We start from the raw sequence: 15,361 nt of genomic DNA on the forward strand, positions 1-15,361 counted from the left end.
CGATAGGAGCTGTCGACTGATAAGAACGACGGGCGGCCCTGGTCCGTCGCCCTCCCGTTCGGTCGTCACGGCGGGCCCGCGCCGCCGCCACTCACCCGCTCCAGGACTCGGCGACGCCCCGGTAGATCTCGTAACACCGGTCCAGCACGTCGAGCGAGACGCTCTCGGTCGCGGTGTGGGCCTCGCCGGGTTCGGAGGGGCCACAGACGACGCAGGCCGTCCCCGCCTCGGCGAGCCACCCGGCGTCGGTCGCGTGGGGCTTGACGACGTGTTCGGGCCGTCCGTCGCCCCCTGTGTCCGCGTCTCGGTCGTGGGCCGCGTTCGCGGCCGCCAGCACCGCGTCGGCGAAGGCGGGGTCCTCGCACGCCATCGGCGGGAGGTCCTGGTCGACGGTCCACGTGACCCCCTCGACTGCCTCGGCGCGTTCGAGCGGCGCGCGCTCGCCCGGAACCGTCCGCTCGTCGACGGTCACCGCACAGCGCTCGGGGATCACGTTCCACGCCGAGCCGCCGTCGATCTCCGTGACCGCGACGCTCCCGGACACCTCGTGGTCCATTACCTCGGTCACCGGAAAGTCCAGCCCGCGCACGACGTCGACGGCGTCGGTCGCGCGATAGATGGCGTTGGCGCCCGCCTCGGGTTCGCTCGCGTGGGCGGCGCTCCCCTCGGCGACGAGCGTCGACCCGCGTCGGCCCTTGTGTGCGACAGCGACGTCGGTGACGCCCGGTGCGGAGTAGCCCGTCGAGCCCTCGCCGACGACGGCGTAGTCGGGCGCGAATCCGCGGTCGACGGCCGCCTGCGCGCCGACGCCGCCCATCTCCTCGCCGACGAACGAAGCGAAGACGAGTTCCACGCCCTCCGGTGGCGTCGCGTCCCGGAACGCACACAGCGCGGCCGCGACGGCGCCCTTCATGTCGGCGCTGCCTCGACCGTAGAGGCGACCGTCGCGTTCGTCGACGACGTAGGCGCCGTCGTCGGTCGTCTGTGACCCGTCCGGCGGCACGACGTCGTGGTGGCCGACGAGCGCGAGCGTGGTGTCGCCCGCCCCCTTCCGCGCGATCACGTTCCCGCCGCGGCCCTCGTCGGTCCCGGCACCGTCACGGGTCAGGTCGGCGTCCGTGTGGTCGCGAAGCCACGTCTCGATGCGGTCGCCCGCCGCCGCCTCGCTCCCGTGGCTCGGGACCGAGACGAGAGTGCGAGCGAGGTCGCACACGTCCATGGCGAGAGGATGGAACGGCGGCGCCTTGAACCTCCCCGTCACGGACCTGCCGACAGGCACTCCGCTCGTGCCGGCGCCGAAACAGCCATTCGAAAATATAGTCTAGACAACTATTCTCGCCACAGGGCTCGGACGCCGACGAGAAGGCCGGAGAGCGACTCTCGCAGTGGAACGGTCCGATCGGTTTCGGTCGACTCGTCCGTTCGGTCGGCCCCGCCCCGGTACGATCAGATCGTAGTCCAGAAAGATTTACATTACTGCGAGGTAACGTTACGAACGGGATGGTGTCTCGAGCGGACGAGGCGTCCCGTGCGGTCGGACGGCGAGCGGCAACCGCTGAACTGTCCGGTTCGCGAGCCAGCGCCGGCGACCGCGCGGAGCGCCGTGATCCCCGCCCCCTCGACAGGGACGGGTGACACCCGCTTCGGAGACAGCTATTCCACCAATCCGAACCCACACCCACCCCGAACCCACGCCACCCCGGACGTTCCGTCCGGGGCCTACCACGCCTGGCGACCGCGCCCGACTGTGTTCGGTCGCGGTCGCACTTCGACGTACTCCACAAGAGACTTGCCGCCCATACTGCAAGGTGTATCCGAATGACCACAGCCCCGGATAGGGCGCGTGAGGACGTACGACTCCGCGAGTCGGTCCCGCCGCTGCGTGCGTGGGCGAAGACGTTCGTCGTCGGCCTGTTCATGGGTACCGCCGACGGCGTGCCCGGCGTCTCCGGGGGCACTATCGCGCTCATCGCCGGCGTGTACGAGCGGCTCGTCGCCGCGATCACCGCGGTCACGCCCCGTCGCTTCTTCGACGGCGTCCTCGCGCTCACGCCGCTCGACGGCGGCGTCTCGCTCGACCGCGCCGCCGCCGTCCTCGAGGAGGTCGACGGCTGGTTCCTGATCGCGCTGTTGGCGGGCATCGCGACCGCGATAGTGACGGTGACCGGCATCGTCGACTGGGCCAGCGGGGCGTATCCGATCCTGCTGTTCGGCGTCTTCTTCGGACTCATCGGCGCCTCGGCGGTCATCCTTCTCCGCGCGATATCGATCCGGGAAGTCGACGAGATAACCGCCGCGGTCGTGGGGTTCGTGCTCGCGTTCGCAGTGTCGGGACAGGCCGCCGTTCTGGAGGGGGGCGGCCTCCCGCTGATATTCGTTGCCGGCGCGGTCGCGATCAGCGCGATGATCCTGCCGGGCATCTCGGGCGCGCTCTTCCTCGTCATCCTCGGCCAGTACGACTACATGTCCGAGCAACTCCACGCGTTTCTCGACGCGCTCGTCGCGCTCGCCCGGGGCGACGCGGTCGGTCCCGTCGTCGACCACGGCACCGTCGTCGTCACGTTCGTCCTCGGTGGGCTCGTGGGGCTGTTCACGGTCGCTCGCGCCGTCAGACGGGCGCTCGAGTACAACCGCAGCGCGACGCTGGCCTTTCTCGTCGCGCTCGTCGTCGGTGCGCTCCGGGCGCCGGTCGTCACGCTGAACGGCGAGGAGTACGCCGTCGTCTGGAACGCCGCGACGATCCAGGCGTTCGCCGGCGCCGCCCTCGTGGGCGCGGCAGTCGTGTTCGCCCTCGAGTGGTACGCCGTCGACATCGACCTCGACAGCGTCTAAACGCCCTTCGCCGCCACTTCTCGTTCGAAAATACGACCCGGCCGCTCAACTGAGGAACAGCCGCCGGTCGGCCCGCTCGTGCTCGGCCGAACACACGTCGACCAGCGGCGCGAACGGCGTCATGTCGTCGAGCGCCCGGTCGGCACTCTCCTCGACGGCGTCGACCATCGCCGGCCGGAGGTCGTCGAGCACGCGCTGGACGTCGGTGTGGCCGAGTCGCAGGAGGCGCTGGGCCGCGCCGAGCTGGGCCGTCGCGAACTCGTGGCAGGCCAGCAGACACGCCTCGCGGACGGGAACCTCCGCCAGCGCGGTGACGACGCCGAGCGCGACGGCGTAGTTCCCGGGCGCGTCGCCCGCGTCGACGGTCGAACCGTACGCCTCCAGCAGGTCGTCGTCGCGAAGGTCGCGCTGGAGGGTCAGCAGCCGCTCGCCCGTCCGCTCGGCGCTCTCGCGGAACTCCGCCGGGAGCGTCACCGCGGTCAGCCGACGGTCGGCGACCTCGACGGCGTCCAGATCCCCGTCGGCCGCCGCGACGTGGGCCGCACGGAGCGCCACGAGGTCGGCCCGGCCGTGCTGGCGCCGGAGGACCGTCTCGACGAGTGCCCGCAGGTCCTCGGCGTCCGCCACGCGGTCGGTCGCGACGAACTGCTCCAGCGCGTAGGAGACGCTGTCCGTCCCGACCGGGAGGGCGGAGTCGGCGAGTCGGAGCGATTCCAGCGTCGCCTCGTCGCTCACGGGTCCGTCCCTCCGTCGGTATCGCCCCCCGGCTTCGGGTCGAGCGGCCGAACCGCGTGAGCGTGGCTGTGAGAGTGGTCCCCCTCGCCGCTGTGGCTGTGGGAGTGCCCCTCACCGCTGTGGCTGTGGGAGTGGGCCACTCCGCCGCTCCCGTGCGAGTGCTCCGCTCCGCTCTCGTCGAACAGCGTCGGCGGCACGTCCTCGTAGCCGACCGTGGCGCGCTCGGGGAGGTGGGGTTCGACGGTCGACTCCATCCGTTCGCGCGTGTCTGCGAGCGGAAGGTAGGCTCGCTCGCCGTCGACGGCAAGGTCCCAGTGGCGGTTCCCGACGGCGTGGCCGAGTTCGAGTGCCGTCGTCACCGCCGCCCGGTCGGGATCCGCGACCTCGCCGAAATCGATCGCCATCGCCTCGACGGATTCGAGGGAGACGACGACCAGCCGGTCCCCGGTACTGAGGACGTCGCCGTCTCGCAACTCGCGGGTGACGACGACGCCGAGGTCCGTTCCGTCGTCGGTGGTCGTACGGAAGCGCGAGCGGCGCCGCTCGGTCCCGTCGACGGCGACCCGGAGCGGGTCGCCCGATTCGACGCGCTCGGCCACCGCCTCGTCGTCGAGCGTCCCGACGAACGCCTCGGCGACGAGCATCAGGGCCTCCTGGAGTCGGGGGCACCGACGCCGAGCAGTTCGGTCCGCGCCTCGTCCCACGCCGCGCGGAGCGGCGCGGTCACCGTCTCCGCGCGGTGGCCCAGTGCGCGCACGACGCACCCCGCGTCGTTCGGGAGGCGAGTCGCACCGGCGCGGACCGCGTCGTCGCCATCGTCGCCGTCGCCGTGCTCCGCCGAGTCGCCGGCCGCGGTTGCGACCGCGTGCAGTCGGTCGCTCAGGTCCGCGGTGTCGGGGGCGTCGTCATCGGACGGGACAAGCACGTACAGCGTCCCGAGCACGGCGAACTCGCCCATCACCCCCGCAGCCGACGGGTCCGCGTCGGCGGGCCGGAGGTGCGTCGCGTCGTCGACCAGTAGTTCGCCGTCGCGGCGGACGCGCAGGCGCGAGAGGTACCGCTCGAACGCGAAGCGCTCGCCGCGGGCCAGTCGACCGGGGACGACCACGTCGCCGACGACGGCGCTCGCCTCGGGAGACAGGTCGAGGTCGGTCCTCTGCACGAACCGGGAGTCGGCGTGGAGGATGGTCGGTTCGGGGACGTAGTCGAGGTGGCCGCCAGAACCCACCGACAGCGACACGTCGGCGGCGGCGTAGTTGTGCTCCATCGAGAGCACCTTCTGGGAGCTCTGGGTGGAGACGTGGGCGACGGCGTCGGCGCCGACCCGCACGTCGATGTCGTGGCGGTCGCCCTGCGCCACGCCGCCCGTCGGCGACTGGACGTACACCGTCTCGGCTTCCGGGAGCGGGTCGTGACCGAGCGTCCCGCTGACGTGGAACGGCGCCCGCGCGAGGTCCCGGACGAGGTTCGTCTCGCCGGCCCCGTCGACCGCGAAGGACAGTTCGAGTCGGCCGTCCTTGCCGGGCGAGCCCACCGCCGCGGCGGGGACTGACTCGGCGGCGTAGTCGGCGAACGACGGATGCGGTGGCTCCGGGGCTGGTTCCGGGTCCGGTTCTCCGGCTGGTTGTCCGGCCCCATCTCCGGCGCTCTCGGGTGTGTCGGCCGCCATCTCAGGCGAACAGCACTCCGTCGCTGACGTGCTTCTGTACCTGTTCGACGCCCTCGCCGGCCTTGCAGTTCGTGAAGACGAACGGGCCGTCGCGCACCGCGTCGGCGTCGGCCTCCAGCACGCCCAGATCCACGTCGACGTGTGGGGCCAGATCCGTCTTGTTGATCACGAGCAGGTCGCACTCGACGACGCCGGGACCGCGCTTGCGCGGGATGTCCTCGCCCTCGGCCACGCTGATGACGTACAGCGAGTAGTCGGCGAGTTCGGGGTTGAACGTCGCGGCGAGGTTGTCGCCGCCGCTCTCGACGATCACCAGGTCGAGATCCGGGTGGTCGGCGAGGAAGTCGTCGATCTGCGCGAGGTTCATCGACGGATCCTCGCGGATGCCGGTGTGGGGGCAGGCACCCGTCTCGACGCCGGCCACGAGGTCCTCGGGGACGACGCCGGCGAAGCGCTCGCGCAGGGCGTCGGCGTCCTCCTGCGTGAGCACGTCGTTGGCGATGACGCCCACGTTCAGGCCGGCGTCCCGGAGTCGGGGGACGAGTTCGGAGACGAGCGCGGTCTTGCCCGATCCCACGGGGCCGCCGATGCCGACCGTCGCCACGTCGCGGTGGGTGAGGCTCACGAGTCGGCCTCCGCGCCGTCCGACGCTCCGCCGTCGGTCGCGGCCTCCTCCGGGGCGTCACCGGACGATTCCGCCGCGTCCGTCGACCGGATCGGGTCGTGGACGGTGACGAGCTTCGTCCCGTCGGGGAAGACGGGCTCGACCTGTATCATGTCGACCATCTCGGGGACCCCCGGCATCACGTCGTTGGGGTCGAGCAACTGGGTGGCCTCGGCACGGATCTCGGCCACGTCCCAGCCGTCGCGGGCGCGCTCGACGCACCAGTCGGAGATGTAGGCGACCGCCTCGGGGTGGTTCAGCCTGACGCCGCGCTCGCGGCGGCGGCGGGCGAGCTCTGCGGCCATGAAGACCGTCAACCGCTCCTCCTCTTTCGGCGTTAAGTTCATTCTGAGACTCCTAGAGCATGTACCGCTGTGCGAGTGGCAGCTCCTCGCTCGGTTCGCAGGCGACGACCTCGCCGTCGACTTTCACCTCGAACGTCTCGGGGTCGATCTCGACGTCGTCGGGGCAGTAGTCGTTGTAGTGCATGTCGTCCTTCCCGGGCGTCCGAGCGCCCGAGACGGGGACGACCGGGGTGTCGAGGCCGTACTGCTCGCCGACGCCTGCGTCGGCCGCGGCCTGACTGACGAACGAGAGGGAAAGGGCGTGTTTCGCCTTCCCGATGGCGCCGGCGCGCGGCCGCTGTTTGATGGGCTCGCAGGTCATCAGCGAGCCGTTGGCTTCGCCCATCTCCGAGTAGGCCGGGAATCCGCCCTTGAACGTCATCTCGGGCTTGATCCCGAAGAACGCGGGGGCCCACAGCACCACGTCGGCGAGGTTTCCGGGTTCGAGCGTCCCGACGTAGTCGTCGATACCCGCGGAGATGGCGGGGTTGACGGTGTACTTCGCGAGGTAACGCTTGACGCGGAAGTTGTCGGCCTCGGGGTGAGTGTCGGCCTCCTCGTGAGTCGGAGACGAACGAGGGCTCGACGAGCTCCGCTCGTCGGTGGCCTCGTCCTCCGGCAGGGGCCCGCGCTGGGACTTCATCTTCGAGGCGGTCTGCCAGGTGCGGGAGATCACCTCGGCCTGCCGGCCCATCGCCTGCGAGTCGGAGGTCATCATCGAGATGGCGCCCTCGTCGTGGAGCACGTCCTCGGCGCCGATGGTCTCGGCGCGGACGCGGGACTCGGCGAAGGCCACGTCCTCGGGCACGTCGGGGTTGAGGTGGTGACACACCATCACCATGTCCAGGTGCTCGTCGAACGTGTTCACCGTGTAGGGCATCGAGGGGTTCGTCGAGGAGGGGAGCATGTTCGACTGGCCGACCATCTCCATGATGTCCGGCGCGTGCCCGCCGCCCGCGCCCTCGATGTGGAACAGGTGCATCGTCCGCCCGTCCACGGCGGCGAAGGTGTTCTCGACGAACCCTGCCTCGTTGAGCGTGTCCGTGTGCATGCACACCTGCACGTCTTCTTCCTCGGCGACGTCGAGGCAGGTGTCGATGGCGTTGGGCATCGACCCCCAGTCCTCGTGGAGTTTCAGCCCGCAGGCGCCGGCCGCGACCTGTTCGCGCAGGGGGCCGGGCTTCGAGGCGTTGCCCTTGCCGTAGAAGCCGACGTTGACCGGCCACTCCTCGGCGGCCTGCAGGAAGCGCTCGATGTTCTCGGGGCCGGTCGTGGTGGTGGTCGCGCCGCCGCCGTAGCCGCCGCCGAGCATCGTCGTGATCCCCGACGCGAGCGCGTGCTCCGGCAACTGCGCGGAGTTGAAGTGGACGTGGATGTCCAGCCCGCCGGGGGTCGCGATCTTCCCCTCCGCCGGGTAGACGTCGGTGGAGGGACCGACGACCATGTCGACGCCGTCCATCGTGTCCGGGTTGCCGGCCTTGCCGATCCCTGCGATCTCGCCGTCGCGGATGCCGACGTCGGCCGCGACGATCCCGAGGACGGGGTCCATCACGAGCGCGTTCGTCAGCACCCAGTCCAGCGCGCCCTCCGCCTGTGTCGTGCCCGGAGACATCCCGAGGCCGTCCCGGAGCGTCTTCCCGCCGCCGAACACCGCCTCGTCGCCGGGCGTTCGGAGGTCCGCCTCGACCTCGACGAACAGTTCGGTGTCGCCGAGTCGGACCCTGTCGCCCGTCGTCGGTCCGTACAGTTCGGCGTACGCCTCCCGGTCGACCTCGCGGGTCACGGTTCGTCCTCCGTCGATTTGTCCGCAAGTTTCCCGGCCTGCGAGGGGATGCCGCCGAACCCCTGTCGTTCGGCCCGCTCGACGGCCGCGGCGGCGTCGCCGTCGACGCTCCCGTTCACGAGCCCGTTCATCCCGTGGGCGACGCGCTTGCCGCCGATGTCCACGAGTTCGACCGTCTGCTCGTCGCCGGGTTCGAACCTGACGGCGGTGCCGGCGGGGACGTTCAGGCGCATCCCGAAGGCGGCCTCGCGGTCGAACTCCAGCGCGGCGTTGGCCTCGAAGAAGTGGAAGTGAGACCCAACCTGTACCGGTCGGTCGCCCGCGTTCCCGACCGTCACCTCGGCCGTCTCGCGGCCCTCGTTGATCGTCACGGTCCCCTCGCCCGGGACCACTTCCCCGGGCACGAGGTCATCAGGCACGCTTGGTCACTCCGTGAGTGGGCATTCGTTTCGTTTCTCCCGTCTGAACTACCGGTTCGTAATCCATCTATCGACGACGTTGCGAGCTTTCGGGTAAAGCGCTACCGCTCAGCGAAAATATCGCGACGACCTGCCTGATCGGTGGTGGAACGATCAGTTTTCGCCGGAATAGAACACACATCACAACGATCGTCCGCCTCGGGTTCGGTGCGGTCCGTCGAGACCTTCGACGGCCGTCACAAGGATTGCGCGACTACGAAGTTATTTGACGCTCGTGGATGAACGGTCGGTGAAATGAAAACGTTCGACAACTCCGTTCGGAGTCGCGCGGACCGCGCGGAGGCGCGGCGATGAGTGCGCCGCTCTGGGGCGCACTGGCGACTGCCGGTATCCTCGGTGTCACCCACGCGATCGAACCGGACCACGTGGCCGGCATCTCGTCGGTCACGAGCCAGTACGGCGACTCGCGGCTGTCGGCGCTCGTCGGCGCCTGCTTCAGCCTGGGTCACGTCGCGCTCGTGGTCGTCTGGCTCGTCGGCGGGTATCTCGTCCTCGGGCGGACGGAGTACCCCGCCGTCTTCGACAGAGTCGGGACGGTCGGCGTCGCCGTCCTCCTCGGCGCCCTCGGCGCGGCGATGGCCGTCGGCGGTCTCCGGTCGATCCGCCACACGCACGCCCACGAACACGACGGCGAGGTCCACGCTCACTCTCACCTCCACCTGCCGTTCGTCGGGAGCGACCACGACCACTCCGAGGAGCCGGTGGACCACTCACACGACGACGGCGGCGTCGCGCATACGCACGACGGAGCACGCTACGACTTCGAACGGACGGTCGAGACGGACTCGTCCGGCGGCGACGACCGCACGGAGGGAGTCGTGCCCCACGGACACGGCCACGGCGTCGGCGCGTATCTGAAGACCGGCGTCGTCGGGGCGCTGTTCACGCTCTCGCCGCCGCTCTCGATGATCCTCTTCGCGTCGACGCTGTTCCCCGACTACGGCGGCGGCGTCGTCGCGCTCGCGGTGGCCGCCTACGCCGTCTCGATCACGGCGACCATGAGCGCTATCGGCGCCGGCGTCGGCACGCTGTTCGGCGCGGCCGCGGTCAGCCCCCGTCTCCACGCCGGCGCGCGCGTGCTCGGCGGCGTCGTCGTCGCCGGGTTCGCCGTCTCGCTGCTCCCCGGGACGATTCTCTGACTGCGTCGAATTTCCTCGCTCCTTCTGATCGCCCGTCCACTGCCACGCTCCGCGGGAGTCCGTCCGGCGACCCGTCCGAACCCGCTCTCCCGCTGTCTTCTCTCAGAACACCATATTTCCACTATTGTAGCCAATTTCGTTCGAAGTTCTACTATTTTCGCCCCTTCCTAACATGTCCTAATATTCAAGCCGGGTGTCTTGGACATCTATAATACGAGAGTGCAAACCCTTATTTACCGTCTACAAAATCGAAGGAATGTACGCATATGATGGACGCTCGTGCGGATATATTCCGGTACAGTGGTGGAAATAGTGACGTTTCGGTCGGTATCGATACCGATCGTAACTTCGGAGGTGCGGGCGAATGAGCCGCGACGGGATCAGTCGGCGAAAGTTCGTCACGGCCGGCGGGGCGGCGCTGGTCTCCGGACTCGCGGGTTGTTCGGGCGGCGAGGCCAGCGACGGGGCGACGACGGACACGATGAGCAGCGCGGACACGGTGAAGATCGGAGTACTGGAGGACCAGTCGGGCAACTTCGCGCTCGTCGGCGACCCCAAACACAAGGCGTCGATGCTCGCCATCCAGGAGATCAACAACGACGGCGGCATCGACGGGAAGGAGATCGAACCGGTCACGCGCGACCCGCAGTCGGACAACCAGCGCTACCAGGAGCTCACCCGCGAGTTCATCAACGAGGAGGAGGTCGACGCGCTCTGGGCGGGCTACTCCTCGGCGACGCGCGAGGCGATCCGGCCGATCATCAACCGCAACGAACAGCTGTACTTCTACACGACCCAGTACGAGGGCGGCGTCTGCGACGAGACCACCTTCGCGATGGGACCGACGGCCCGCCAGCAGCTCGGGACCGTCCTCCCGTACCTCGTCGAGGAGTACGGCCCGGAGATATACACGATCGCCGCGGACTACAACTTCGGCCAGCTCTCGGCCGACTGGGTGAAGGTCCTCGCGAACGAGAACGACGCCGAGGTGCTCGACGAGGAGTTCATCCCGCTCAGCGAGTCCAGTTTCGGCTCGGTCATCAACAACATCCAGGACGCCGACCCCGACTTCGTGATGTCGATGCTCGTCGGCGCGAACCACACCTCCTTCTACGAGCAGAAGGCCTCCGCGGGGCTGGATATCCCCATCGGCACGTCGACGGCGATGGCGCAGGGGTACGAACACGAGCGACTCGACGCGCCGGCGATGGCCAACATCTACGCCGGCGTCAACTACATGCAGGAGGTCCCGACGACGAGCAACACCGAGGACGGCGGGTTCGTCGACCGCTACTTCGAGAAGTACCCCGACGCCCCCTACCTCAACGAGGAGGCCGAGACGAACTACTTCTCGACGTACATGTACAAGGAGGCCGTCGAGCAGGCCGGGACGCTCGAACAGCCCGAAGTCGTCGAGGCGCTCGAATCGGGCATCAGCCTCGGCACGGAGCGTGCGCCGGAAGCGCCCGAGGGCGAGGAGGTCACCCTCGACGGCGCGACCCACCACGTCGACCACCACATGTGGGTGCTCCGGGCGGACGAGGAGCACAACGTCGAGGCGGTGGAGAACCGCAAGGTCCCCGAGCAGTTCCTCTCGGAGACGGTCGGCTGTGACCTGCGCGAGGAGTCCGAACAGACCCAGTACACGCCGGTCGACTACTACGAGGAGGCCGAGTAGGGATGGTCAACGGGCTTAACCTCGCGTTTCAGTTCCTCGATAGCTTCGCGTTCGTCGTGCTCGCGGCGGCGGGGTTGGCCATCATCTTCGGGATCATGGGCGTCATCAACCTCGCGCACGGGGAGTTCATCCTCGTGGGCGCGTACGCGACGACCGTCTCCGCGACCTCCCTGGGCCTCCCGCTCCCCCTGGCGATGGCCGCCGGCGTGCTGGTGACGGCGCTGTTCGGCGTCGTCGTCGAGCGGGTGATCATCTCGGGGTTCGTCCCCAACTGGATCGGCCAGCGGACGGTCGGTCGCGACCTCGTCGAGCCGCTGTACGACCGACTCGCCGACTCGATGGTCGCCACCTTCGGCCTCAGCCTGATCATGGTGCAGGGCGCCCGGATCCGGTTCGGCAACTCGATCGACCAGATCGCGACGCCGTTCGGCAACGTCGCCTACGGCGAGTTCTCCTACTCGACGTACCGCCTCGTCCTGGCCGGTGTCAGTGTCGCGCTCCTCGTCGTCGTGTACTACGTGTTCACCCGCACCGACTTCGGGACGCGCGTCCGCGCGACGATGGCCGACGAACAGACCGCCCGCGCGCTCGGCGTCGACACCGACCGGACGTACATGCTCACGTTCGGCATCGGTTCCGGGCTCGCCGGACTGACGGGGGCGCTCTTCGCGCCGGTCCTCTCGATGCAGCCGACGCTCGGGAGCCAGTTCCTCGTCGAGGCGTTCGTCGCCGTCGTCGTCGGCGGCCCGAGCGTCGTGCTCGGGACGGCGCTGTCGGGCGGGGTGCTCGGCGCCGTCAACGCGACGGTCACCAACCTCACCGACTCGACGACGTTCGGCCGCATCGCGCTCCTGTTGACGGCGATCCTCGCGCTCCGGTTCCTGCCGGACGGGATCACCGGGTTCGTCGAGCGGGTTCGCACCCGCCGCGAGGAGGGCGAGTAGATGGCGACCGGATCGACCGACGGGGTCGCCGGAACCGACCGGAGCCTCCTCGGACGCGTCCGCGGTCGACTGGAGGGGCCCAACACCGTCGGGAACTCCCGCGGCTTCTGGGCGGGCTTCGCGCTCGCCGTCGTCGCGCTGGTCGCCTACCCGCTCGTCGGCAGCGGCGAGCAGTTCTCGCTGTTCCTCGTGCTCGCGCTGCTGGGGCTCTCGCTGTCGGTCGTCTGGGGCTACTCCGGCGTGTTGAGCTTCGGGCAGGTCGTCTTCTTCGGCGTCGGCGGCTACGCGTTCGGCGTCGTCTCGATCAACTTCCCCGACGCGACGGGGATCACCGGCGCCGTCCTCGCGGGCGTCGCGCTCGGCGCCGTCTCGGCGGCGCTGCTGGGCTACTTCATGTTCTACGGCGGCGTCCGCGACGTGTACGTGACGATCATCACGCTCGTCGCGACGATGGTGATGAACACGTTCATGGCCCAGACCGCCGGTTCGGAGTGGACCATCGGCGAGGCCGCCCTCGGCGGGTTCAACGGGATGCCCGCGATCCCCCTGCTCGAACTCGGGGTCTCGGGCGTCGTCTCCTACCAGTTTGTGTTCAACTCGATCGAACTGTTCCTCCCGGCCGTCGGCGCCGTCGAGGTCGACCCGTTCTACTACCTCGCGCTCGCGCTCCTGCTCGCGACGTACCTCGGCCTGCGCGCGCTCGTCAACTCCGACTACGGGCGCGTGATGGTCGCGGTCCGCGAGGACCAGGACCGGACCCGGATGTTCGGCTACGACGTGAAGCGAGTGAAACTGCTCACGTTCACGCTCGGCGGCGCGCTCGCGGGACTCTCGGGCGTGCTGTACGCCGCGCGGAACGTCTACATCGACCCGCAGGTGTTCGCGCTCTGGTTCGCGACCCTGCCCGTCATCTGGGTGAGCGTCGGCGGGCGCAAGAGCCTGCTCGGTGCCGTTCTCGCCACCATCGGCATCGAGTACTTCCGCCTCTCGATCGAGGGCGAGATGGCGCTGGTCGTCCTCGGCGCCCTCCTGCTCGTGTTCATCGTCGCGCTCCCCGGCGGGGTCGTCCCGTGGGTCAGCGACAGGCTCGCGGGGAGCGAACTCGAGATGTCCGAGATCGACGACACCGACGCGCCCAGGGAGGTGACCGACTCGTGAGCGAATCCGACACCGCAGACGACAGCCTCCAGCCGAACGTCCGGCAGACGCCGGCCGGGAAGGCGACGGGCGAACGGACCGACACGCTCCTCCAGACCGAGGACCTCGTCAAGCAGTTCGGCGGGTTCACCGCGACGGACTCCGTCGACTTCGGCGTCGACGAGGGGGAGTTGCGCTGTCTGATCGGTCCCAACGGCGCCGGTAAGTCGACGCTCCTCAATCTGATCGTCGGGACGCTCCAGCCCACGTCCGGCCGGATCTACTACGACGGACAGGACCTCACCGGGCTGGAACCGAACGAGCGCGTCCAGCGCGGCATCAGCATGAAGTTCCAGGTGCCGTCGGTGTACGGCGAACTCTCCGTCCGCGAGAACGCGCGCCTGCCGATCCAGCAGTTCGCCGACGGCGAGGAGCGCCGCCGCCGCGTCGACGCGGCGATCGCAGATGCGGGCCTCTCGGGGTACGAGGAGGTCCAGGCCAGTGCGCTCTCGCACGGCCAGCAACAGCAGCTAGAGATCGGGATGGCCGCGTCGCTCGAACCGGACCTGCTCCTGCTCGACGAACCGGTTGCCGGCCTCTCGGTCGACGAGCGCGACGAGATCGCGGCGCGGATCCGACGACTCAACCGCGAGGAAGGGATCGCCTTCGTCGTCATCGAACACGACACGGACTTCGTCGCCGAGATCGCCGACAAGGTGACCGTGCTCCACCAGGGCGAAGTGTTCCGGGAGGGGTCGATCGAGGCGATCGAAGCCGACCCGGAAGTCAGGCGGATCTACCTGGGGGGCGAACAGTGACGCTGCTCGACCTCTCGGGCGTGACTGTCGGCTACGACGCGCCCGTCCTCAGGGACGTCGACCTCTCCGTCGAGGAGAGCGAGATCGTCGGCGTCGTCGGCAAGAACGGCGTCGGCAAGACGACCCTGATGAAGACGGTCATCGGCCTCCTCGAACCGGACGAGGGAAGCGTCGTCTACCGCGGCGCCGACGTGACCGGGCAGTCGGCCGACGAGCGCGCCCGCGCCGGCATCGGCTACATTCCGCAGGGCCGGGACATCTTTCCCGGTCTCACCGTCGAACAGAACCTGCAGATGGGCGAGCACGTCGACGCCGGGAGCTCGGAGACGCGCTACGACGAAGTCTTCGACCTGTTCCCGGTGTTAGAGGAGCGCCTCGACCAGGACGGCGAGACACTCTCGGGCGGCCAGCAGCAGATGCTCGCCATCGCGCGGGCGCTGGTCGCCGACCCCGACCTGCTCCTGCTCGACGAGCCGTCGGAGGGCGTCCAGCCCTCCATCGTCGACCAGATCAGCGAGGACATGCGCGCGATCAACGAGGAACTCGGGACGACCATCCTCTTCGTCGAGCAGAACCTCGGCGTCATCCGGTCGATGGCCGACCGCTGTTACGCCATGGAACGGGGACGGATCGTCGACGAGCTCGGAGCGGACGCGCTCGCCGACGAGGACACCATCGCGAACTACCTCGCCGTCTGAGCGGGGCACCGGATCCCACCGACGCGGTCGGGATGGACGGGGCGCTCGCCCCGCTCCGTCGGCCGCGAGTGTGCGACACAATTCCACGGTTTCGCGGTCTCTACCGAATGATAATGGGCAAAAGGGGTTATCCGTCTCCAGTGGGTACGTTCGGGTACAGTGAGCGTCCACACCCCCTCCACGCCCGGCCGCGACAGCCGCCGGAAAGCGACGCTGTTCTGCCCGGAGTGTGGACACGAGAGCGCACCGACCGGAGACTGGATCGTCCGCGAGAGCGAAACAGCGGCCAGCGAGAGCGCGGGCGAGGCCGCCTACGAATGTCCCGACTGCGGGACGGTGATCACCACTCGCAACCGGAGCGAACTCGCGCAGTTCGCCTGACGACCGCCGCGCGAGCGCATCGACCCGAACGGTCGCCGGCGCCCGCATCAGGGCCCTTTT

Annotated in this window: 16 protein-coding genes; 8 read left to right on the forward strand and 8 right to left on the reverse strand. The window is 69.2% G+C overall.

Annotated features, from left to right (window positions below; translation table 11 throughout):
* Positions 1-91 precede the first annotated feature (91 nt).
* Positions 92-1,219 (reverse strand): M20 family metallopeptidase, encoded by a 1,128-nt coding sequence (locus D1409_RS15665; RefSeq protein ID WP_123537929.1) that lies wholly within the window; start codon positions 1,217-1,219, stop codon positions 92-94.
* 599 nt (positions 1,220-1,818) lie between these two features.
* Between D1409_RS15665 and D1409_RS15670 the strand changes: the two genes are divergently transcribed.
* Positions 1,819-2,832 (forward strand): DUF368 domain-containing protein, encoded by a 1,014-nt coding sequence (locus D1409_RS15670; protein ID WP_123537930.1) that lies wholly within the window; start codon positions 1,819-1,821, stop codon positions 2,830-2,832.
* 45 nt (positions 2,833-2,877) lie between these two features.
* On the opposite strand, the gene D1409_RS15675 is transcribed toward D1409_RS15670, so the two are convergent.
* From D1409_RS15675 to D1409_RS15705, 7 genes are read right to left on the reverse strand one after another with little or no spacing between them, the layout of a single operon-like run.
* Positions 2,878-3,567: an urease accessory protein UreF gene (locus D1409_RS15675; protein WP_123537931.1), complete on the reverse strand. Its 690-nt coding sequence runs from the start codon at positions 3,565-3,567 to the stop codon at positions 2,878-2,880.
* The gene (locus tag D1409_RS15680; protein WP_123537932.1) at positions 3,564-4,211 is read right to left on the reverse strand and encodes an urease accessory protein UreE; all 648 of its coding nucleotides are present in this window, start codon (positions 4,209-4,211) and stop codon (positions 3,564-3,566) included. Before D1409_RS15680 ends, D1409_RS15675 begins: the two co-directional genes overlap by 4 nt.
* A complete protein-coding gene (locus D1409_RS15685; RefSeq protein ID WP_123537933.1) occupies positions 4,211-5,236 on the reverse strand; it encodes an urease accessory protein UreD in 1,026 nt (341 codons plus the stop codon). Before D1409_RS15685 ends, D1409_RS15680 begins: the two co-directional genes overlap by 1 nt.
* Position 5,237: 1 nt before the next feature.
* Positions 5,238-5,861 carry an urease accessory protein UreG gene (ureG, locus tag D1409_RS15690; RefSeq protein WP_123537934.1) on the reverse strand — a complete coding sequence of 208 codons (624 nt, stop codon included), beginning with the start codon at positions 5,859-5,861 and terminating at the stop codon, positions 5,238-5,240.
* Positions 5,858-6,247 (reverse strand): urease subunit gamma, encoded by a 390-nt coding sequence (locus tag D1409_RS15695; RefSeq protein ID WP_123537935.1) that lies wholly within the window; start codon positions 6,245-6,247, stop codon positions 5,858-5,860. The genes ureG and D1409_RS15695 overlap by 4 nt, the downstream gene beginning before the upstream one ends.
* Positions 6,248-6,257: 10 nt before the next feature.
* Positions 6,258-8,027 carry an urease subunit alpha gene (locus tag D1409_RS15700; RefSeq protein WP_123537936.1) on the reverse strand — a complete coding sequence of 590 codons (1,770 nt, stop codon included), beginning with the start codon at positions 8,025-8,027 and terminating at the stop codon, positions 6,258-6,260.
* The gene (locus D1409_RS15705; protein ID WP_123537937.1) at positions 8,024-8,446 is read right to left on the reverse strand and encodes an urease subunit beta; all 423 of its coding nucleotides are present in this window, start codon (positions 8,444-8,446) and stop codon (positions 8,024-8,026) included. The genes D1409_RS15700 and D1409_RS15705 overlap by 4 nt, the downstream gene beginning before the upstream one ends.
* Positions 8,447-8,796: 350 nt before the next feature.
* Here D1409_RS15705 and D1409_RS15710 point away from each other — a divergent pair, with 350 nt between their 5' ends.
* From D1409_RS15710 to D1409_RS15740, 7 genes are all read left to right on the forward strand, one after another.
* Positions 8,797-9,645: a HoxN/HupN/NixA family nickel/cobalt transporter gene (locus D1409_RS15710; RefSeq protein ID WP_123537938.1), complete on the forward strand. Its 849-nt coding sequence runs from the start codon at positions 8,797-8,799 to the stop codon at positions 9,643-9,645.
* Positions 9,646-10,009: 364 nt separating this feature from the next.
* The gene (locus tag D1409_RS15715) at positions 10,010-11,323 is read left to right on the forward strand and encodes an urea ABC transporter substrate-binding protein (protein ID WP_123537939.1); all 1,314 of its coding nucleotides are present in this window, start codon (positions 10,010-10,012) and stop codon (positions 11,321-11,323) included.
* Between the two features lie 2 nt (positions 11,324-11,325).
* Positions 11,326-12,267 carry an urea ABC transporter, permease protein UrtB gene (urtB, locus tag D1409_RS15720; protein ID WP_123537940.1) on the forward strand — a complete coding sequence of 314 codons (942 nt, stop codon included), beginning with the start codon at positions 11,326-11,328 and terminating at the stop codon, positions 12,265-12,267.
* Positions 12,268-13,425 carry an ABC transporter permease subunit gene (locus tag D1409_RS15725; protein ID WP_123537941.1) on the forward strand — a complete coding sequence of 386 codons (1,158 nt, stop codon included), beginning with the start codon at positions 12,268-12,270 and terminating at the stop codon, positions 13,423-13,425.
* Positions 13,422-14,222: an ABC transporter ATP-binding protein gene (locus D1409_RS15730; RefSeq protein WP_123537942.1), complete on the forward strand. Its 801-nt coding sequence runs from the start codon at positions 13,422-13,424 to the stop codon at positions 14,220-14,222. The genes D1409_RS15725 and D1409_RS15730 overlap by 4 nt, the downstream gene beginning before the upstream one ends.
* Before the next feature lie 2 nt (positions 14,223-14,224).
* Complete coding sequence (locus D1409_RS15735; RefSeq protein WP_123538135.1) at positions 14,225-14,920, forward strand: ABC transporter ATP-binding protein; 696 nt, start codon at positions 14,225-14,227, stop codon at positions 14,918-14,920.
* A gap of 159 nt (positions 14,921-15,079) precedes the next feature.
* Positions 15,080-15,301, forward strand: a complete 222-nt coding sequence (locus D1409_RS15740; RefSeq protein ID WP_123537943.1) for a phage terminase large subunit family protein — start codon at positions 15,080-15,082, stop codon at positions 15,299-15,301.
* Positions 15,302-15,361: the final 60 nt, after the last annotated feature.

Source organism: Halosimplex salinum, assembly GCF_003730195.1.
GTDB classification, from domain to species: Archaea; Halobacteriota; Halobacteria; order Halobacteriales; family Haloarculaceae; genus Halosimplex; species Halosimplex salinum.